Annotated in this window: 12 protein-coding genes; 9 read left to right on the forward strand and 3 right to left on the reverse strand. The window is 71.5% G+C overall.

What is annotated here, in order from left to right; genetic code table 11:
- Positions 1 to 89 precede the first annotated feature (89 nt).
- Positions 90 to 1,424, reverse strand: a complete 1,335-nt coding sequence (gabT, locus tag AC07DF_RS06475) for a 4-aminobutyrate--2-oxoglutarate transaminase (protein WP_478967431.1) — start codon at positions 1,422 to 1,424, stop codon at positions 90 to 92.
- A 254-nt stretch (positions 1,425 to 1,678) separates the two neighbouring features.
- On the opposite strand from gabT, the gene AC07DF_RS06480 reads away from it, so the two are divergent.
- The 3 genes from AC07DF_RS06480 (at position 1,679) to AC07DF_RS06490 (ending at position 7,262) form a co-directional block, all read left to right on the forward strand.
- On the forward strand, positions 1,679 to 3,874 hold the full coding sequence (locus AC07DF_RS06480) for an ATP-binding protein (protein WP_478967433.1): 2,196 nt from the start codon (positions 1,679 to 1,681) through the stop codon (positions 3,872 to 3,874).
- A 132-nt stretch (positions 3,875 to 4,006) separates the two neighbouring features.
- Positions 4,007 to 5,701, forward strand: a complete 1,695-nt coding sequence (locus AC07DF_RS06485) for a PucR family transcriptional regulator (protein ID WP_478967435.1) — start codon at positions 4,007 to 4,009, stop codon at positions 5,699 to 5,701.
- Positions 5,702 to 5,816: 115 nt separating this feature from the next.
- Positions 5,817 to 7,262, forward strand: coding sequence for an aldehyde dehydrogenase family protein (locus tag AC07DF_RS06490; protein WP_478967437.1), 1,446 nt, complete (start codon positions 5,817 to 5,819; stop codon positions 7,260 to 7,262).
- Positions 7,263 to 7,359: 97 nt separating this feature from the next.
- Here AC07DF_RS06490 and AC07DF_RS06495 read toward each other — a convergent pair whose 3' ends face one another.
- On the reverse strand, positions 7,360 to 10,197 hold the full coding sequence (locus AC07DF_RS06495) for a glycoside hydrolase family 3 C-terminal domain-containing protein (protein ID WP_478967439.1): 2,838 nt from the start codon (positions 10,195 to 10,197) through the stop codon (positions 7,360 to 7,362).
- 328 nt (positions 10,198 to 10,525) lie between these two features.
- Between AC07DF_RS06495 and AC07DF_RS06500 the strand changes: the two genes are divergently transcribed.
- From AC07DF_RS06500 to AC07DF_RS06525, 6 genes are all read left to right on the forward strand, one after another.
- Positions 10,526 to 12,205 (forward strand): extracellular solute-binding protein, encoded by a 1,680-nt coding sequence (locus AC07DF_RS06500; protein ID WP_478967441.1) that lies wholly within the window; start codon positions 10,526 to 10,528, stop codon positions 12,203 to 12,205.
- Between the two features lie 26 nt (positions 12,206 to 12,231).
- Positions 12,232 to 13,269 (forward strand): ABC transporter permease, encoded by a 1,038-nt coding sequence (locus AC07DF_RS06505; RefSeq protein ID WP_478967443.1) that lies wholly within the window; start codon positions 12,232 to 12,234, stop codon positions 13,267 to 13,269.
- Positions 13,266 to 14,216 (forward strand): carbohydrate ABC transporter permease, encoded by a 951-nt coding sequence (locus AC07DF_RS06510; protein WP_478967445.1) that lies wholly within the window; start codon positions 13,266 to 13,268, stop codon positions 14,214 to 14,216. The genes AC07DF_RS06505 and AC07DF_RS06510 overlap by 4 nt, the downstream gene beginning before the upstream one ends.
- Positions 14,217 to 14,351: 135 nt before the next feature.
- Positions 14,352 to 16,553: a WD40/YVTN/BNR-like repeat-containing protein gene (locus AC07DF_RS06515; RefSeq protein ID WP_478967447.1), complete on the forward strand. Its 2,202-nt coding sequence runs from the start codon at positions 14,352 to 14,354 to the stop codon at positions 16,551 to 16,553.
- Positions 16,553 to 18,532 carry a beta-galactosidase gene (locus tag AC07DF_RS06520; RefSeq protein ID WP_478967449.1) on the forward strand — a complete coding sequence of 660 codons (1,980 nt, stop codon included), beginning with the start codon at positions 16,553 to 16,555 and terminating at the stop codon, positions 18,530 to 18,532. The genes AC07DF_RS06515 and AC07DF_RS06520 overlap by 1 nt, the downstream gene beginning before the upstream one ends.
- A 79-nt stretch (positions 18,533 to 18,611) precedes the next feature.
- Entirely contained in the window at positions 18,612 to 19,340 is a 729-nt protein-coding gene (locus tag AC07DF_RS06525) for a glycoside hydrolase family 12 protein (protein WP_478967451.1), read from the forward strand.
- 29 nt (positions 19,341 to 19,369) lie between these two features.
- Here AC07DF_RS06525 and AC07DF_RS06530 read toward each other — a convergent pair whose 3' ends face one another.
- Positions 19,370 to 20,557: a sulfotransferase family protein gene (locus AC07DF_RS06530; protein WP_478967453.1), complete on the reverse strand. Its 1,188-nt coding sequence runs from the start codon at positions 20,555 to 20,557 to the stop codon at positions 19,370 to 19,372.
- Between the last annotated feature and the right edge of the window lies 1 nt (position 20,558).

Consider the following 20,558-nt stretch of genomic DNA (forward strand, 5'->3'; position numbering starts at 1 on the left):
CTTCACACGCTCTGCCGCTCGCCGCCCCCGGGAGCGGAACCATGAGGGCTCACCTGCCCCGACGGCGGCTCAGATGCGCAACTGCCGTGTCAGATACGGGCGAAGGCCTGCTCGATGATGTCGAGGCCCTCGTTCAGCAGGTTCTCGCCGATCACCAGCGGGGGCAGGAAGCGGAGCACGTTGCCGTAGGTGCCACAGGTCAGGACCAGCAGGCCCTCCGCGTGACAGGCCTTGGCGAGCGCGGCGGTCGCCTCCGGGTTCGGCTCCTTCGTGGCCCGGTCCTTGACCAGCTCGATGGCGATCATGGCGCCACGCCCGCGGATGTCGCCGATGATGTCGAACTTCTCGGCCATGGCGGTGAGGCGGGCCTTCATGACCGCCTCGATGCTCTTCGCCCGGGTGTTGAGGTCGAGCTCCTTCATCGTCTCGATGGAGCCGAGCGCACCAGCGCACGCGACCGGGTTGCCGCCGTAGGTGCCGCCCAGGCCGCCCGCGTGCGCGGCGTCCATGATCTCGGCGCGCCCGGTCACGGCGGCCAGCGGGAGGCCACCGGCGATGCCCTTGGCGGTGGTGATCAGGTCCGGGACGATGCCCTCGTCCTCGCACGCGAACCACTGACCCGTGCGGCAGAAGCCGGACTGGATCTCGTCGGCGACGAAGACGATGCCGTTGTCCGAGGCGAACTGGCGGATCGCCGGCAGGAAGCCCTTGGCCGGCTCGATGAAACCGCCCTCGCCGAGGACCGGCTCGATGATGACGGCGGCCACGTTCTCGGCGCCGACCTGCTTGCTGATCTGGTCGATGGCCTGCGCGGCGGCCTCGGGGCCCGCGTTCTCCGCGCCGGTCGGCCAGCGGTAGCCGTAGGCCACCGGCACCCGGTAGACCTCGGGCGCGAACGGCCCGAAGCCGTGCTTGTACGGCATGTTCTTCGAGGTCAGCGCCATGGTCAGGTTGGTCCGCCCGTGGTAGCCGTGGTCGAAGACCACCACGGCCTGGCGCTTGGTGTGGGCGCGGGCGATCTTGACGGCGTTCTCGACGGCCTCGGCGCCGGAGTTGAACAGGGCGCTCTTCTTGGCGTGGTCACCGGGGGTCAGCTCGGCGAGCGCCTCGGCGACCTCGACGTACCCCTCGTACGGCGTGACCATGAAACAGGTGTGGGTGAAGTCGGCCAGCTGGGCGGAGGCCCGGCGGACGACGGCCTCGGCGGAGGCGCCGACGGACGTCACGGCGATGCCCGAGCCGAAGTCGATGAGCCGGTTGCCGTCGACGTCCTCGATGATCCCGCCGCCCGCACGCGCCGTGAACACGGGCAGTACGGAGCCCACGCCCTGCGCGACCGCGGCGGTGCGGCGGGCCTGCAGCTCCTGCGACTTCGGTCCGGGGATGGCGGTGACGACGCGGCGCTCCTGCGGAAGTGAGGTCATGCGGGGCTCCTGGGGTGGTGCGGATGGTGTGCTGAGGACGCTTGGCTCTTCTTTTCTCGCAGGCTAGGGCCGGGAAAGGGGGGTGGGCATACTCCATGTGGGCGTTGTCGGCGGGGCGGCTTGTCCGGGGTGGACATGGCGCTTAGGTGGGCTGCTGCCCACGCCCCGGCCGTGTAAGCGGTGAACTCCCCAGGGGAGGGCGTTAGATTGGCTCGCTGATGGTGGACGGAGCGGCTGGTCAGGGGGAAAGGGCGATGGACAGCGACGGGACGCAGGAGGCACGGGGTACCCATGCGAGCCCCGTACCGCGTCCGGCGGGGGCGCCGGAGGTGCCCTCGGTGCCACCGAACGGCCCCGGCGAGCCACCGGGCGGCCGGAGCGCGCCCCTGGACGGACCGGCCGTGCCGCCCCGGCCCACGCGGGCGCCCGGGGCGCCGCCGGTGCCCGACGGCTCGTCCTTCATGACGTGGCTGCGCACGCCCCGGCCCGACGCTGCACCCGGCGTCTGGCGGTTCGGGCACCGGCCGCGGCCCGCGGAGGAACCCGAGGAGATCCCCACCCGGCAGTTGCTGAGCGGGGCCCTGATCGCCTTCCTCGTGGGGTGGCTGATCTGGTCGCTGCTGCAGAACGGGTACCTCGGCAACTGGTGGTGGGTGCCGTTCGACCTGATCGTCCCCGATGCCTGGCGCGGCGGCGACAGCGATCTCGGCGAGACCGGCACGTTTGTCGTGTACCAGGGGTATGAGCTGCTCGTCGCCCTGGCGATCATGGTCGGGGTGGCCCGGCTCGGCCGCTGGGGTGAGGTGTGGCGCCGCTTCGTCGTGCCGCGCTTCCGCCGGGCGGAGCCCCAGACGGCTCATCGGGACCCCCAGGACGACCCGGCCCAGTGGAACGAGCTCCGCGCCGCCGGAGCCGTCGACGCCGCCGAGCGGCTCGCAGCCGACGCCCGCTCCGGGCTCATGAAGGACGTCGACCACGCCCGGATCCTCCGTGCCTGGCAGGGCGTGCGCACCGGACGGCACAGCCTCGCCACCTTCAGCTCCACCGTCCTGCGGGACGGCGCCACCGCCTGCCTGCACCCCTCCGGTGCCCGGGATCTCCCCACCCGCCTCGCCCGCCACGACCTCGTCACCGGCCAGGTGCGGCTCGGGACCACCGTCGACGACAGCCGTAACCCGTACGCCTACCGAGGCGCTGGGCTCGCCCTCGGGCCCGATCTGCTCGGTACCTCGCTCGTGGCCGTCGGCCCCGCCGGGTCCGGCAAGACCGGTACCGTCGTCCGGCCGCTCGCCGAGTCGCTGTGTCTGAACGCGCTGGCCGGACGGGCCGCCGTGGTCGTGGTCGGTGGGGCGGGCGCGGGGCTCGGGCCGGCCGACGCGTACGACGTCGTCGTGCGGATCGGGAACCAGGACTCCGAGTACGACCTCGATCTGTACGGCGGGACCGCAGACCCGGACGAGGCCGCCGCCGTGCTCGCCGAGGCGCTCGTCGGGGACCTCGCCGATCCGCACCCGGGCAGTGACACCCGGCGCTCCACGACCGTGCTCGCCCAGCTGCTCGGACCGTTCCGGGCCGTGCACGGGCGTTTTCCCTCCGTACCGGAGCTGCGGCAGCTCCTGGACGGGGCGCCCGGGCCGTTCGCCGCGCTGCGGCAGGGGCTGCAGGACGCCGGGCAGGACTCGCTGCTGCGGGAGCTCGACGCCCGGGAGCGGCAGATGGGGCAGCCCGGAGACGTCGGCGGGGTGCTCGCGGACCGGGTCGCGCTGCTCGACCGGCCCGCCTTCGCCTCGTTCTTCGACACGTCCGGGGCCACCCGGCCCTTCACGCTCAAGGCCCTCGACCACCCCGTGCGGGTGCGGATCGATCTGCCCGAGCGCGGGCACGCCGACGCCTCCCGGATGCTGGCGCGGCTGGTGCTCGCACAGTTCTCCGCGAGCGTCGCGGTGCGCGAGGACCGGTCGCTGTTCGCCTGCCTGGTGCTGGACGACGCGACCGGCGTGGTGACGCCGGAGGGCGTGCGCGGCATCCAGCGGCTGCGGTCCGGCAACGCCGGTGTCGTGCTCACCCTGCGGACGCTGGACGACGTGGCCCGGCCGCTGCGCGGACCGCTGCTCGGGGCCACCGGCTGCCGGATGGCGCTGTCCGGGGTCACGCCCTGGGACGGGCAGGACTTCGCCGAGGTGTGGGGCAAGGAGTGGACCGAGGCCCGGGACGTCACCGACCGGCAGATCATCGCCGAGACCCCGGCGGGCAAGGCCGTGCACATGCTGCGCCGGGTGATCACCGGCAAGGCGCCGACCGCGCGGGCGGTGACCGTGCGGCAGGTCGAGCGGGAGCGCTGGTCCGCGTCCGAGCTGGCGCACGGCGTACCGGCGGGGCACGCGGTGCTGTCGCTGACCGATGTGAAGGGCGAGCACGCTCCGCCGCTGCTGGTGGACCTTAGGGGCTGACCTCTACGGGCTGGTGCGGTACGCGAGGACCGTACGGTGAGGCAGAATCGTCACAGGTCGTTCATACGCGACGGCCAAAGAGCACAAAGATCACACAGCACTACACAGTCCTGACGCAGACATGAAGGCCTCATGCCCCCGACCCTCGCCTCGCTCGTCCATCACTCCGCGCTGAAACTGACCGTGCGGGCGGGCGAAGACCGCCTCGACGTGCCGGTGCGCTGGGCACATGTCAGTGAGCTGGCCGACCCCGTGCCCTACATGGAGGGCGGGGAACTGCTGCTGATCACCGCGCTCAAGCTGGACGCCGAGGACCCGGAGGCCATGCGCCGTTATGTGCGGCGGCTGGCCGGAGCCGGAGTGGTCGGGCTCGGCTTCGCCATAGGCGTCAACTACGAGGAGACGCCCAAGGCGCTCGTCGACGCGGCCGGGGAAGAGGGCCTGCCGCTGCTGGAGGTGCCGCGCCGCACCCCCTTCCTCGCCATCAGCAAGGCCGTGTCCGCCGCGATCGCCGCCGACCAGTACCGATCCGTCACGGCCGGGTTCGCCGCCCAGCGGGAGCTGACCCGGCAGGCGCAGACCGGCGGGCCGGAGGGACTGCTGTCCGCCCTCGCCTCACAGGTCGACGGCTGGGCGGCGCTGTACGACGCCTCGGGCGCCGTCGTCGCCACGGCACCGGAGTGGGCCGGACGGCGGGCCGCGCGGCTCACCGGCGACGTCGAGCGGTTGCGGGAGCGGCCGGCGCCCGCCTCCTCGGTGGTCGGCGGGCCGGAGAACGAGGACCGGGTCGAGCTGCACACCATCGGCACGGGCCGTCGCCCTCGCGCGGCTCTGGCGGTCGGCACGGCCGCCGCCCTCGGCACCGCCGAGCGCTACGCCGTCCACTCGGCCATAGCGCTGCTGACCCTGACCACGGAACGCTCCCGGTCCCTCCAGGCCGCCGAGCAGCGGGTCGGCGCGGCGGTGCTGCGCATGCTGCTGGCCGGGGAGCCGGACCACGCGCGCACGGTGGCGGGGGACCTGTACGGAGGGCTGCTGGACGCACCGTTCCGGATGCTGGTCGCGGAGCGGGTACCGGTGTCGGCGTCGGCCGCGCTGGCCCGCGCCGAGGCCCGGGCGGGCGTCCCGGCCGCGGACCGGCCCTCCGCCGCCGCGCTCGCCGCCGCCGACACCGGCGGCGACCCCCTCGCGGCGCTCGCCGACGTCATGGAGTCCGCCGCTGCCCGGGCCGGCGAGGCCGTCCTGGTGGTGCCCGAGGGGGAGCGGCTGGTGGTGCTCGCCGCGGACCGCGGCGCCGCCGCCGCGGCCTGCGGGGAGTACGCGGCCGCCCTGGAGACGGCCCGGGTCGGCACGCGCGAGAAGGTGCCCGGCGGCGAGGAGGCCGAGCTGGTCGTCGGCCTGTCGGCACCGGCCGGGCCCATCGCCGCCTCGGCCGCGTACAAGCAGGCCGAACAGGCCCTGTCGGTGGCGCGGCGGCGCGGACGCGTCCTGGTGGAGCACGAGCAGATGGCGGCCGGATCCGTGCTGCCGCTGCTGGCGGACGACGCGGTGCGGGCCTTCGCCGACGGGATGCTGCGGCCGCTGTACGAGCACGACGCCACGGGCCGCGGCGACCTCGTCGCCTCCCTGCGCGCCTGGCTGTCCCGGCACGGCCAGTGGGACGCGGCGGCCGCCGACCTCGGCGTCCACCGCCACACCCTGCGCTACCGCATGCGGCGGGTCGAGGAGATCCTCGGCCGCTCCCTGGACGACCCGGACGCGCGGATGGAGCTCTGGCTGGCCCTCAAGGCGACGACCACGGAACCGGCGCCGTCCGCCAAACCGTAGTGTTCGCGGCCGGTACTGCTACACCCCGGACAAACGCACTTCGGTCATCCGGCCCCTACCGTGGGAACCCGCAAGCACAGGACCACCCCCGACGCCGAAGGGCCGGAACACCTCTATGACTTCCACCCACGCCTTCTGGCTCGCCGGCCGCCAGGCCACCGGCGAGGACACCTTCGACGTCAGCTCCCCGTGGGACGGGCGGCTCGTCGGCCAGGTGAGCGTGCCGACGGACGCGCAGGTCGAAGAGGCCGTGGCCGCCGCGTACGCCGTGCGGGACGAGTTCGCCGCCACCCCGGCCCATGTGCGGGCCGCCGCCCTCGACCACGTCAGCAAGCGCCTCGTCGAGCGCACCGAGGAGATCGCCCGGCTGATCTCCGCAGAGAACGGCAAGCCCCTGAAGTGGGCGCGCGGCGAGGTCGGACGGGCCGTGTCCGTCTTCCGGTTCGCCGCCGAGGAGGCCCGGCGCTTCAACGGTGGCGAGGCCCAGCGCCTCGACACCGACCTCGGCGGCCAGGGGCGGCTCGCCCTCACCCGCCGCTTCCCGAAGGGCGTCGTGCTCGGCATCGCGCCCTTCAACTTCCCGCTCAACCTCTGCGCCCACAAGATCGCCCCGGCCATCGCCGCCGGCGCGCCGATCATCCTGAAGCCGGCCCCGGCCACCCCGCTGTCCGGCCTGATCATCGGCGAGCTGCTGGCCGAGACCGAGCTGCCGGCCGGCTCCTGGAGCGTCCTGCCCGTCGCCAACGACAAGATGCCGGCCCTCGTGCGGGACGAGCGCCTGCCCGTGATCTCCTTCACCGGCTCCGAGAAGGTCGGCTACGCGATCATGGACTCGGTGCCGCGCAAGCACTGCACCCTGGAGCTGGGCGGCAACGGCGCGGCGGTCGTCCTGGCCGACTGGGCGAGCGACGAGGACCTGGACCGGGCGGCGCAGCGCATCGCCACCTTCTCCAACTACCAGGGCGGCCAGTCCTGCATCTCCGTCCAGCGGGTCATCGCCGACGCCGCCGTCTACGACCGGCTGCTGCCGCGCGTCGTCGCCGCCGTCGAGGCCCAGGTCACCGGCGACCCCGGCGACGACGCGACCGACGTCGGCCCGCTGGTCAGCGAGGACGCCGCCAAGCGCGTCGAGACGTGGGTCCAGGAGGCCGTGGACGCCGGTGCCGCGCTGCTCACCGGCGGCAAGCGGGACGGCGCCTCGTACGCGCCGACCGTCCTGGCCGACGTACCGGCCGACGTCACGATCTCCTGCGAGGAGGTCTTCGGGCCGGTCCTCACCGTGCAGAAGGTGAACGGTGAGGCCGAGGCCTTCGCCGCCGTCAACGACTCCAAGTACGGCCTCCAGGCGGGCGTCTTCACGCACGACCTCCAGACCGCCTTCCGTGCCCACCGGGCCCTGGAGGTCGGCGGTGTCGTGGTCGGCGACGTGCCGTCCTACCGCGCCGACCAGATGCCGTACGGCGGCGTCAAGCAGTCCGGCGTGGGCCGCGAGGGCGTGCGGTTCGCCATGGAGGACTACACCTACGAGCGCGTGCTGGTCCTGACCGGGATCGACCTCTAGCTCATGGGAACCATTTTCATATAGGCTTGGCGAAGAGGCCCGGCACCGATGCCTTCCGGTGCCGGGCCCCTTCTTTACGCCGGCCTGCTCCGGACCCTCAACCGGAGAAGCCGACGTGCGCGAGCCGCAGCGGGCCGCGCAGCCTGAGACGGACGTCGTGCACGCCCGCGGCGGCGAGCGACGCGCCGAGCGAGACGTAGTCGTACGGGCCCGAGGTGGGGCCGGTGGTCGACATCACCGCGAGGGCCGGGCCGTCGCCGAGGGACACTTCGACCGTGCCCTCGCCGGCCACCTCCACCGTCACCTCGGTGATGCCTCGGCCGAAGTCGCAGTCGCGGTAGACCAGTTCGCCCGGGGCCGGGCCCGCCGGCGTCACCGCGTCGCCCGACACCTTCGTACGGTCGACGATCTCGATGCCGCTCTGCTCGTCGAAACCGGCCGCGTCCAGCCCGCCCGCCAGGACCGCGCGCGGCAAAGTGGGCTCGCCCTCCAGCGTGACGGTCGTCCGCAGCCGGACGTCCTCGCTGGAGGCCCCGGCCAGCAGCTCGTACGCGCCCGGCTCCACGCGCCACCGGTCCTGGGCCACGTCCCAGAACGCGAAGGCGGTCAGCGGAACGTCGAAGCTCAGCTCCGCCGTGGCGCCGGGGGCGAGAGCGACACGGCGGTGGTCCAGCAGCTCGCGGCGCGGACGGGGCACGGACGGGTCGACGGCGCGGGTGTAGAGCTGGGCGACCTCGTCGGCCGTGGCGTCACCGGTGTTCGTGACCCTGAACGAGACGTGCAGCGTGCCGCCGTCGACCCGGGTCGTCAGGCCGTCGTACGCGAACGACGTGTACGACAGGCCGTGCCCGAACGGGAACAGGGGCGTGCCCTCGAAGTACAGATACGTCTGGCGGGCGCCGATCACGTCGTAGTCGAGGAGGCCGGGCAGATCGGCGTCGTCGGCGTACCAGGTCTGCGGCAGGCGGCCTGCGGGGGAGACGTCTCCGGCCAGGACGCGGGCCAGCGCGGTGCCGGCCGCCTGGCCGCCGTGCGCGGTCCACAGCACGGCCGCGAGGTCCCCCGGGTCGACGGCGTACGGATAGGCGGAGACCAGTGCCAGCACGGTCGCCGGGTTCGCCGCCCGGGCGGCCCGCAGCAGCCGCTCCTGGTGCTCCGGCAGACGCAAAGTCGTACGGTCCTCCGTCTCACGGCCGTTGATGTGCGGGTCGTTGCCCGCGACCACCACGACCACGTCGGCCTCAGCGGCGGCCCGCCCCACCGCGTCCTCGCCGCGCTCGGCGACGACCAGCTCGAACACCTCGGGATCTTCGTCGGCAACCTTCACGCCCTCGGCGGAGACACAGACATGACGACCCGTCCCGAGGTGCTTCAGGAGGTGCCCCTTCCCGTGCGGTTCCAGACGGAACGTCTCCTGGACGATCCAGCCGCCCGGCTGGTCGGCGGAGGCGCGGACCCGGCCGTCCTCGGCGACCGACAGGTAGCGGCCGTCGGGCGCGCGCAGCGTCAGCACGCCCTCGCCCCAGTCGGCCAGCACCAGCTCGGTGCCGGTCGCGTCGGTGGTCAGCGGGGGCAGGTCCGTGCGGCCCGCGAGCAGCGCCGGGTCGAGCGCGCCCTCGGCGCCGCGCACCTCGTCGGCGGCGTCCGCCGCCACCGGCACGCGCAGGAACGCGCCCCCGGAGGTCTTCAGCCGGACCCGGTCCACACCCTCCGCGAACTCCACCCGCTCCGCGCCGAACCGCCCGTACAGGCCCTCCAGCGGGGTCGAGCGGTGCAGGAGCGTGCCGCTGTACCAGTCGAGCTTGCACTCGTCGGCGAGCAGACCGACCACGGCGATCCGGGTGTCCGGGGCGAGCGGCAGCACCCCGTCGTTCTTCAGCAGCACGACCGCCTGCTCGGCCGCCTCCTGGGCCAGGGCGCGATGCCCCGGGGAGTCGAACTCGCTGGTGGCGTCGTGCGGGTCGTACTCCGGGTCGAACTCGCCGAGGCGGAAGCGCACCGAGAGCTGGCGGCGGACGGCCGTGTCGAGGTCGGCCTCGGTCAGCAGACCGCGCTCCAGGGCGCCGCGCAGCCGCCCGGTCATCTGCGAGGAGTCCGTGCCGTGGTCGGTGAAGCTGTCGACGCCCGCCACGAGGGAGGCGGCGGTGGCCTCCTCGTGGGTGTCGAAGTAGTGCTCGGAGTCGACCAGGTTGCTCGGCGCGCCCGCGTCCGAGCAGACCAGCAGCTCCTCGCCGGTCCAGGACCGCAGCTGCTCGGCCAGGTACGGGGAGACGTGGTTGGGACGGCCGTTGACCAGGTTGTACGCGGGCATCACCCCGGCCACCGCGCCCGCCTCGACGGTCTCGCGGAACGCCCGCAGGTCGTACTCGCGCAGCACGCGCGGCCGCACCGAACTCGACGTCGTCGACCGGTCCGTCTCGTTGTTGTGGGCGAGCCAGTGCTTCAGCACGGGCGCGGTGCGCCAGTAGGTGGGATGGTCGCCGCGCAGACCGTGCGTATAGGCGGTGGCGATCGCCGAGGTGAGCTTCGGGTCCTCCGAGTAGCCCTCCTCGTTGCGGCCCCACAGGGGGTGGCGCAGCAGGTTGACCGTCGGGGCCCAGACGTTGAGCCCGACGCGCTCGTCCTTGGCGCGCATCGCGCGGGCCTCCTTGGACACCGCGTCGCCGACCCGCCGCACCAGCTCCGGGTTCCAGGTGGCGCCGAGGCCGACCGCCTGCGGGAACACCGTCGCCGGGCCCATCCACGCCACGCCGTGCAGGGCCTCCTGGCCGGTGCGGAAGGCGGCGATGCCGAGGCGCTCGACGGCGGGCGCGAACTGGTGCAGGAAGGAGATCTTCTCGTCGAGGGTGAGCCGCCTCAGCACATCGTCGATGCGCTTCCCGAACGGCAGCTGCGGATCGCGGAACGGTTCGGTGCGTGGCGAGTGTGCGGTCACGTGGGGATCCCTTGCGATGGCTCGGCGAGGTGCTTTCGAAGCGCTTCGATGCTGGTTCGGCGACGGGTCGGGTGTCAAGGGAATGACGCCGTCACTTCAAGCGGTGCATATGGAAAGGTCCCTTCCCGTGCCCAGGAGGAAGTTTGGGGACGACCCTTGTGCACCCTGAGGCGTTCACTTAACCTCACAGCAACATCGAAGCGCTTCGACTGCGGGAACCCCGGGTACATGGGTCGAAGGCTCGCTTCGGCTCAGCCAGTTCCACTCGAGACACCGCGGCCGACGGCTCTCCGCCGGGTGTCCTGGTGTGCCATGAAGGGTTGACGCAATGACGCCGAACGCCGCCTCCTCCGGACCGAGCCGGAGATCCTTCCTCGCCTCCACGGCGGTCGCCACCGCGGCCGTGGCCGGCGGGATGCCGTTGCTCGCCGCCTGCGGCGGTTCGGACAGTGGCTCGCGGGACGGCACCACGTCGGGGAAGTCGGCGAAGAAGCTGCTGCCCGCGTACGTCGCCAGCAACGTGGTGAGCCCGGACATCCCGTCCAAGAACGGCTCGGCCATGGGCTTCACGAGCAAGCTCGACCTGGCCGACCTCAAGACGGCGGTGCCGAAGAAGCTGGGCAAGGGCAGTGCCATCAAGATCATGTCGCCGTTCTGGGGCACGCCGCCGAAGGGCGACAACCCCTACTACAAGGCGATGAACGATCTGATCGGTGTCGACATCACCTGGCAGAACCAGGACGGCAACACCTACGACGAGAAGCTGGGGGCGGTGCTCGCCTCCAGCGACCTGCCGGACGTCGTGGTCATCCCCAGCTGGAACATGGGCGGCAAGATACCCAGCGCCATCATCAGCAAGTTCGCCGACCTCGGCCCGTACCTGTCCGGGGACGCGGTCAAGAAGTACCCGAACCTCGCCGCCATCCCGAGCGGCGCCTGGCAGTACTCCATCTTCGGCGGCAAGCTGCGCGGCCTGCCCCAGCCCGCCCCCTCCCTGACCGGCATCGTGCCCTTCTACCGCAAGGACGTCTTCGACAAGGAGGGTTACGACCTCCCGAAGTCCGCGGACGAGTTCCTCGCCCTCGCCAAGGAGATCACCCGGCCCAAGGCCAAGGTGTGGGCCTGCGACGACATGAAGTGGACCGCCTTCAACATCTTCGGTGTGCTCTCGGGCAGCGAGAAGCCGCTCGGCTGGAACCTGACGGACGGCAAGCTGGTCTACCGCGTCGAGACCGAGGAGTACCTCGAGGCCCTGGAGTGGACGCGCAAGCTCTACTCGGCCGGCGTGGTCCACCCCGACGCCAAGGCGGCCAACCAGGGCACGGCGGGCGACCGTTTCTCCGCCGGCCAGGTCCTGATGTACAACCAGAACATCTCGGACTGGTGGGGCAAGATGGCCGAGCAGGCGGGCCAGAAGACCGGCTTCCGCATCTCCGGCATGGACATCTTCGGTGCCGACGGCGGCGACCCCACGCTGTGGGCCGGCTCGCCCGCCGGCATCTTCGCCTTCGTCAGCAAGAAGGCGTCCAAGGCCGTCGTCGAGGACATCCTGGCCGCCGCGAACGTCACCGCCGCCCCGTACGGCACCAAGGAGTACATGCTCACCAACTACGGGGTGGAGGGCACGCACTACACCGTCGAGGACGGGGTGCCCACCAAGAACGACAAGGGCAACCAGGAGGTCATCAACGCCTATGTGATGCTCGCCAGCCCCGCCCCGACCATCGCGCACCCGGACCTCCCGGACATCGCGAAGGAGCAGGTGGAATGGCAGCAGCGGATGGGTGCCTTCACCAAGAAGTCGACCTTCTGGGGCATGCAGATCACCGAGCCCGCCCGCTACACCAACCTCTCCAACGACTTCGAGCAGCTGGAGGACGACGTCGTCCGGGGCCGCAAGAAGATCAGCGATGTGCAGCAGGCCGTCGCCGAATGGAAGAAGCAGGGCGGCGACAAGCTGCGGGACTGGTACCAGAAGCTGCACGACACCAACGGTTCCGCACAGTGACCAGGCGCTGGGGCAAGGAGTAGGCCGTGTCCCACAGCACGGTGCCTCGCAGCAGGGCCGAGGCGAAGACGAACGAGGCGGACCCCCGCGCGGCGGACGGCCCCGGAGGGGGCCGGCCGGAGAGGAAACTCTCCGGCAGACTGAGCCTGCGCCTGCGGTTGCGCCGGGACCGCACCCTGATCCTGATGACCCTGCCCGCCATCGCGCTGGTCCTGGTCTTCAACTACATACCGATCCTGGGCAACGTCGTCGCCTTCCAGGAGTACGACCCGTACGTCAGCGACAACGGTTTCGTCGCGATGCTGGAGAGCCCCTGGGTGGGCCTGGAGCAGTTCGAGCGGCTCTTCGCGGACTCGGCGTTCTGGGACGCCGTACAGAACACCCTCGTGCTGTTCGTCCTCCAGCTGGTGCTGTTCTTCCCGATCCCGATCGTGCTCGCGCTGCTCATCAACAGCGTGATCAGGCCGCGGGTGCGGGCGGTGTCGCAGGCGATCCTGTACCTGCCGCACTTCTTCTCCTGGGTGCTGGTCATCACCGTCTTCCAGCAGATCTTCGGCGGGGCGGGCATCATCGCGCAGACCCTGCGCGAGCACGGCTACGAGGGTTTCGACCTCATGACCGACCCGGGGATCTTCAAGTTCCTGGTGACGGCGGAGGGCGTCTGGAAGGACGCGGGCTGGGGCGTCATCGTCTTCCTCGCCGCGCTTGCCTCCGTGAGCCCCGACCTCTACGAGGCGGCGGCCATGGACGGGGCCGGGCGCTGGCGCCGCATGTGGCACGTCACGCTGCCCGCGCTGCGGCCCGTGATCGCCCTGCTGCTGGTGCTGCGGGTCGGTGACGCGCTCACCGTCGGCTTCGAGCAGATCCTGCTGCAACGCGACGCGGTGGGACCGGGCGCGTCGGAAGTCCTCGACACCTATGTGTGGTGGAACGGCGTCCGCAACCAGGACTTCAGCTACGCGGCAGCCGCGGGCCTCGTCAAGGGCCTGGTGAGCGTGGCGCTCGTCCTGGCGGCGAACAAGGTGGCCCACTTCATGGGCGAGCAGGGGGTGTACAAGAAGTGACCGCCGTCATGGACAAGGCCGCCGAAGAGGAGGCGGCGCGTGCACCGCGCTGGTGGGAGGCTCCGCCGCGGCCCGTCTGGGACGACGAGCCGGGCAAGGCCGGGATCGCGGGCAAGGGCATCGTCCTGGCCGGTGCCTGTCTCGCGGTCCTGTTCCCGCTGTGGATCGTCATCGTCACCAGCCTCTCCTCGAAGCAGACCATCACCGAGGCCGGTGGACTGGTGCTGATTCCGAAGGGCGTCACCTTCATCGCCTACCAGGAGTTGCTGAGCGGCGGGCAGGTGACCCGGGCCGCGATCGTCAGCGTGTGCGTGACGCTGGTCGGCACGGTGTTCTCCATGACGGTGTCGGTGCTGGCCGCCTACGGCTTGTCCCGCAGCGGTTCGCTCGGGCACCGCTGGCTGCTGATGACGCTGCTGGCGACGATGTTCTTCGGGGCCGGGCTCATTCCGACGTATCTGCTGGTGCAGTCGCTCGGGCTGACCGACACGTATCTCGCGTTGATCCTGCCGAGCGCCGTGAGCGTGTTCAACATTCTGGTGCTGCGCGGGTTCTTCATGGGGATCTCGCCGGAACTCGTCGACAGCGCGCGGATCGACGGGGCGGGGGACTGGCGGATTCTCTGGCAGATCGTGATGCCGCTGTCCCGGGCCGTGATCGCGGTGATCACGTTGTTCTACGCGGTCGGTTACTGGAGCGCCTGGTTCAACGCGTCGATCTATCTGAGCGACCAGGACATGATGCCGTTGCAGAACGTCATGATCCAGCTGGTGCAGAAGCAGGAGGCGCCGGTGGGGGTGAGTCAGGCGATCAAGACCGGGCAGATCTCCGGGCTGGCGATTCAGATGGCCGTGATGGTGATGGCGTTGCTGCCGGTCGCTGTGATCTCGCCGTTCGTCCAGAAGCATTTCAAGAAGGGCATGCTCACGGGGGCCGTCAAGGGGTGATGCCCTTGTTCCGAGTCTCGCCGTAGGGCTGTCGGCTGTTTGTTGTCTGCGGCTGCGTTGTGGCTTGTCGCGCAGTTCCCCGCGCTCCCGAAAGAGCCTCCCTCTACTCCCCGTTCGCAAGAACCGAGGTATGTCATGAGCACGTTTCACCTGAGCAGACGTTCCGTGCTGGCCGGGACCGCTGCCGTCGCCGCGGTCGTCTCCCTTCCGGCGACTCAGGGACAAGCCGCGGCCGTCACATCCGCCAAGAGCGGCTACCGGTGGCGCAACGTGGTCCAGGGCGGCACCGGCTTCATCACCGGGGTGCTCTTCCACCCCTCGGTCCGAGGACTCGCCTACGCCCGCACCGACATCGGGGGCGCCTATCGCTGGGACGACCGGACCGGCCGGTGGGTGCCGCTGACCGATCACATCGGCTGGGACGACTGGAACCTCCTCGGTGTGGAGGCCATGGCCGTCGATCCGGCTCATCCGAACCGGCTGTACCTCGCCCTCGGTACGTATGCGCAGTCCTGGGCCGGCAACGGGGCCGTGCTGCGGTCAGAGGACCGTGGGGCCACCTGGAAGCGCACCGACCTGACCGTGAAGCTCGGGGCCAACGAGGACGGGCGCGGTTGCGGGGAGCGGCTGCTCGTCGACCCGCGCGACAGCGACACCCTGTGGCTCGGCACCCGGCACGACGGGCTGCTCAAGTCGACTGACCGGGGCGCGACCTTCACGGCCGTGAGCTTCCCGGCCACGGCCGGCGCCACCGGCCAGGGCGTCACGCTCCTCGTCGCGGCGGGCCGTACGGTCTACGCCGGCTGGGGCGATTCCGACGGCACGGCCGAAAAGCCCAACCTGTACCGCACGTCCGACGGCACGACGTGGGAGGCAGTCCCGAAGCAGCCCGCCGGCACCACGGCAAAGGTGCCGATCCGGGCCGCGTACGACCGGCACACCCGCGAGCTGTACGTGACGTACGCCAACGCCCCCGGCCCCAACGGCCAGTCCGACGGCAGCGTGCACAAGCTGCGGACGACGAACGGGAAGTGGACCGAGGTCACGCCCGTGAAGCCCGGCGGGGCGACGGAGGACGGGGGGACCGACTCCTTCGGGTACGGCGGTGTCGCCGTCGACGCCCGCAGGCCCGGCACCGTCGTCGTCTCCACCAACAACCGCTGGGCGCTGGTCGACACCCTGTACCGGACCACCGACGGCGGCCGCACCTGGAAGTCCCTGAAGGACAAGGCCGTCCTGGACGTGTCCGAGACCCCGTACCTCAAGTGGGGCGCCGACAAGCCCAAGTTCGGCTGGTGGATCCAGGCCCTCGCCGTCGACCCGTACGACTCCGAGCACGTCGTCTACGGCACCGGCGCGACCCTCTACGGCACCCGCGACCTCAAGCACTGGGCCCCGCAGATCCGGGGCCTGGAGGAGGCGTCCATACGTCAGCTGATCTCCCCTCCGGCCGGAGAGGCGCACCTGATCAGCGGGTCCGGGGACATCGGCGTGATGTACCACGAGCGGCTCACCGCCTCCCCATCCCGGGGCATGGCGTCGAACCCGGTGTTCGGCACGGCGACGGGACTCGCGCTGGCCGCTGCCGAGCCGTCGTACGTCGTGCGGGCCGGGTGGGGCGACAACGGCAACGGCGCCTGGTCGCGCGACGGCGGCAAGACCTGGGCACCCTTCAAGGCCCAGCCGCCCATGGCCAAGTCCGCGCCGGGGCCGATCGCCACCAACGCCGACGGCAGTGTGCTGCTGTGGTCCTTCGGCACCGCCAACCCGGGATTCCGCTCGGCGGACAACGGCGCCACGTGGTCCGAGATCGCCTCATTCCCGAAGGGCGCCGCCCCGGTCGCGGACCCGGTCGACGCGACGCGCTTCTACGCCTTCGACACCACGACCGGAACGCTCCACGCCAGCACCGACGGCGGCCAGACCTTCACCGCGCGGGCCACCGGCCTGAACTCGGGCGACAGCGAGTTCCAGCTGACCGCCGCCCCCGGCCGCTCGGGCGACCTGTGGCTGAGCCTGAAATGGAACGGGCTGTACCGCTCCACCGACGGCGGCGCCACCTTCACCAAGGTCGGCAGCTGCTGGGCCTCGTACACCCTCGGCTTCGGCAAGGCCGCCGAGGGCGCCTCCTACCCGGCCCTCTACCTGGTCGGCTCCACCGAGAGCATCACCGCCGTCTACCGCTCCGACGACGAGGCGAAGACCTGGACCCGGATCAACGACGACCGGCACCAGTGGGGCTGGATCGGCGCGACCATCACCGGCGACCCGCGCATCCACGGCCGGATCTACATCGCCACCAACGGACGCGGCGTGCAGTACGGGGAGCCCGTCTGATGCCCGCGCGACAAGGGCCCGCCCTGAGCGACGCCACCCGGGGCCGTCTCCTCTTCGGCGGCGACTACAACCCGGAGCAGTGGCCTCAGGAGACCTGGCACGACGACGTCCGGCTGATGAAGGACGCCGGCGTCAACTCCGTCACGCTCGGCGTGTTCTCGTGGTCGAAACTGGAACCGGAGCCCGGAGCACGGGAGTTCGGCTGGCTGGACACCCTGATGGACCTGATGCACGGGAACGGCATCGGGGTCGTCCTCGCCACCCCCACCTCCTCGCCCCCGCCCTGGATGGGCCGGCTGCACCCCGACACCCTGCCCGTCACCGAGGACGGTCGCACCGAGTGGTGGGGCGGCAGGCAGCACTTCTCGCACTCCAGTGCCACCTACCGGCGCTACGCCGCCGCGATCACCGAGGACCTGGCCGTCCGCTACGGCGGCCACCCGGCCCTGACGATGTGGCACATCAACAACGAGTACTGCACCTTCGACCACGGTGACGAGGCCGCCGCCTCCTTCCGGCGGTGGCTGCGCGAGAGGTACCGCACGCTCGACGCGCTCAACGAGGCCTGGGGCACCGCCTTCTGGAGCCAGGGCTACGACACCTGGGACGGCATCCTGCCGCCCCGCCTGCCCCACTACCTGCGCAACCCCGGCCAGGTCCTGGACTTCAGGCGCTTCACCTCCGACATGCTCCTGGAGTGTTACGTCGCCGAGCGGGACATCGTCCGGCGCCACACCCCGCACCTGCCGGTCACCAGCAACTTCATGCCGCTGTGGTTCGGCCAGGACGCCTGGCGCTGGGCGGAGGAGGAGGACGTCGTCTCCGTCGACCTCTACCCGGACCCGCGTGATCCGCTCGGCGCCCAGAACGGGGCCCTGGTGCAGGACATGACCCGCTCCCAGGCGCGCGGGCCCTGGATGCTCATGGAACAGGCGGCCGGGCCGGTCAACTGGCGCGGGGTGAACCACCCCAAGCCGCGCGGCCTCAACCGGCTGTGGTCCCTGCAGGCCGTGGCCCGGGGCGCCGACGCCGTCTGCTACTTCCAGTGGCGGCAGTCCCGGCAGGGCGCGGAGAAGTTCCACTCCGGCATGGTCAGCCACGCGGGAGAGGAGGGCCGTACGTACCAGGAGGTCAAGCGGCTGGGGGCGGACCTGGCGCGGATCGCCCCCGAGGTGACCGGCCGGCACATCACCGCGAACGTCGCCGTCCTGCACGACTGGAACGCCTGGTGGGCCGGTGCCCAGGACGGACGCCTGTCCACCGAGGTGGACTACCCGGACGTGCTGCGCGCCTGGCACAAGGCCCTCTGGCAGGCCCACCTCACCACCGACTTCGCCCACCCCGAGCACGATCTGACGCCGTACTCGATGGTCGTTGTGCCTCAGATGTACGCGCTCACCGACGCGGCGATCGGCAACCTCCTCGCCTACGCCCGCGGCGGCGGCACCCTCGTCTGCGGTTTCCTGACCGGGGTCGCCGACGAGGACGACCGGGTGCGCCCCGGAGGCATGGACGCCCGGCTGCGGGAGCTGTTCGGCATCCGCACGCTGCACGAGTGGTGGCCGCTGGACGCGGGGGAGACCGTCGCGTGCGAGGGCTTCCGGGGCACGCTGTGGTCAGAGGAGATCGAGCCGGCCGACCCCGACCACACGAGCTGCTACAAGGGCGGCGAACTGGACGGCATGCCCGCCGTGCTGCGCAAGGACCGCGCCTGGTACCTCTCCACGCTCCCGGAGCCGGAGGCGCTGCGCGACCTGCTGGCCCGGATCGCCGACGGCGCGGGCGTCCGGCCGGTGCTCGACGGTCTTCCCGACCAGGTCGAGGCCGTGCGCCGGGGCGAGCTGCTGTTCCTGCTCAACCACGGCCGCGAGCCGGTGACCGTCGAGGTCCCCGGCACCCACCACGACCTGCTGACGGGCACGGCCGTCACCGACCGGATCACCCTCGGCCGCTACGAGGCGGCGGTGCTCCGGCCCTGACCACCTCCGCGAGAAGACCACGTCCTCAGCCTGAGGTCGCGGTAGTTCCCCCATCCCCCCACCCCATGGAAGGGACACCATGGCATCACGCACCCTGAGCAGGGTCACCAAGGCCCTGCTCGCCCCGGCCCTGGCACTCGGCGCGACCATCGGCCTCGCCTCCGCCCCCGCCTCGGCCGCCGTCTGGAACTCCTGCGACCAGTGGGGCAACACGAGCCTGAACGGCTACACGCTCTACAACAACATCTGGGGCGGCGGCGCCGGCGCCCAGTGCATCTGGGCCAACTCCGGCACCAACTGGGGTGTCAACGCCAACCACCCCAACACCGGCGGCATCAAGTCCTACCCGAACGCCAAGAAGGTGGTGAACAAGTCCATCACCTCGCTGGCGTCGCTCAACAGTAGCTACAACGTCACCGTCCCGTCCTCGGGCTCGTACAACACCTCGTACGACGTCTGGGACACGGACCACGACTACGAGATCATGCTCTGGGTCAACTACAACGGGGCCGTCGGCGCGCTCGGCAGCTACCAGGAGCGCGTCTCGGTCGGCGGCCACACCTGGGACGTCTACAAGGGCCGGGCCCAGCGGGCCGACGGCACCTACTGGGACGTCTTCTCGTTCCTGCGCACCTCCGACTCCACCTCCGGCTCCGTGCAGATCCTGCCCGTCCTGAAGTGGATCAAGGACACCAAGCGGTGGATGGGCAACGAGACCATCGGTGACGTCCAGTTCGGCTTCGAGATCACCTCGTCCTCCGGCGGCCTGGACTTCCGCACCAACAGCATGAGCATCACCAGCGGCTGACCCGGCGCGGGCCGGGGTCGGCCGTGCCGTCAGGCGCGGTCGACCTCGGCCCGCAGCGCGTTGTAGTCCGCGAAGGCCGACTCGACCTCGGCCCGGGTCAGGCCGTAGCGGGACAGGTCGTAGGTGTGGCGGCGCGTGCCCTCGGGGCGGGCGACGGCCGCCGGGAGACGGGCCGCGTCGGCCTCTGTCCAGGGGGCGCCGACGGCGGCGTGGAGCTTCGGGGCGCCGGTCGCGGGATCCGAGCCGAGCCAGGAGTACGGGGCATCCACCAGCCGCTCCGGTGGGATGGCGGCCCGGGCCGCGAGCCCGCGCGTCATGGCGCGGCTCAGCAGCTCCAGCCAGGTGGCGCCGATGCCGGCCAGGTCGACCGGGCGGGAGCTGACGGCCATGCCGTGCTCGATCAGCGAGCAGAACGACGCCACGACGGTCACCGGGTCGCGGTGGCACCACACGATCGTGGCGTCGGGGAAGACCGTGCGCAGCGCGTCCAGATTCTCCAGGTGCATCGGGGACTTCAGCATCCAGCGCTTGCGCGGACGGCCGTACTGGAGCACCTGGTAGACCTGCTTGAGATACCGGTAGTCGGCGGTGAAGTCCCGCGCGCAGTGCCAGGCCTGGTACTCGGGGATACGGGCCTGGGAGAACGGCATCAGGGCGTGCGGGAGGACGAAGGTGCACTCCTCGGGGCCCTCGGCGGCCATCGCGTGGATGTCGCGGAAGCGCGGCGCGAAGAGGTCCGTGCCCCGCACCATCCGGCGCCCGGCGGCGATGGCCTTCCGCCGCCGCCGGGTCGGCAACTCCAGGTCGGGCGAGAGCAGTTCCCACAGCAGGGGGCAGCGGTGCCCGTCCGAGATCGACAGCACGGAGTGCGTGACGGTGGTGGCGGTGCGCGGCAGCCCCACGACGAACACCGGCTTCTCGATCGGCTCCCGCTCGATGTCCGGGTGCTCGGCGATCAGCCGTCGCACCCGGGCGCGATTGGCCAGGTGCCGCCGGACGTGCGCCTGCGCGGACTGCCAGCCGACGGGGGTGAGGCTCCCGGCCTTCGCCCACCACCCCAGCAGGGCCCGGAACTCGTCGACGAACTCCCGGTCGCCCGGCGCCTGACCGGCCTCCACCACGATGCGGTCGAAGATCCGGCCGGGGTCACGACGGGAGCCGAAGCCCGGCCGCACCAGCAGATTGGCCAGGGTCAGGGCGAGCGGTGATGAGGCCACG

Source organism: Streptomyces sp. NPDC044719 (genome assembly GCF_056433405.1).

What these genes read in the sequence shown, in the direction of transcription:
- AC07DF_RS06520 (WP_478967449.1), top strand. Translation starts at nt 16,553, where the DNA reads ATGCCCGCGCGACAAGGGCCCGCCCTGAGCGACGCCACCCGGGGCCGT.
- AC07DF_RS06485 (WP_478967435.1), top strand. Translation starts at nt 4,007, where the DNA reads ATGCCCCCGACCCTCGCCTCGCTCGTCCATCACTCCGCGCTGAAACTG.
- AC07DF_RS06500 (WP_478967441.1), top strand. Translation starts at nt 10,526, where the DNA reads ATGACGCCGAACGCCGCCTCCTCCGGACCGAGCCGGAGATCCTTCCTC.
- AC07DF_RS06490 (WP_478967437.1), top strand. Translation starts at nt 5,817, where the DNA reads ATGACTTCCACCCACGCCTTCTGGCTCGCCGGCCGCCAGGCCACCGGC.
- AC07DF_RS06480 (WP_478967433.1), top strand. Translation starts at nt 1,679, where the DNA reads ATGGACAGCGACGGGACGCAGGAGGCACGGGGTACCCATGCGAGCCCC.
- AC07DF_RS06525 (WP_478967451.1), top strand. Translation starts at nt 18,612, where the DNA reads ATGGCATCACGCACCCTGAGCAGGGTCACCAAGGCCCTGCTCGCCCCG.
- AC07DF_RS06515 (WP_478967447.1), top strand. Translation starts at nt 14,352, where the DNA reads ATGAGCACGTTTCACCTGAGCAGACGTTCCGTGCTGGCCGGGACCGCT.
- gabT (WP_478967431.1), bottom strand. Translation starts at nt 1,424, where the DNA reads ATGACCTCACTTCCGCAGGAGCGCCGCGTCGTCACCGCCATCCCCGGA.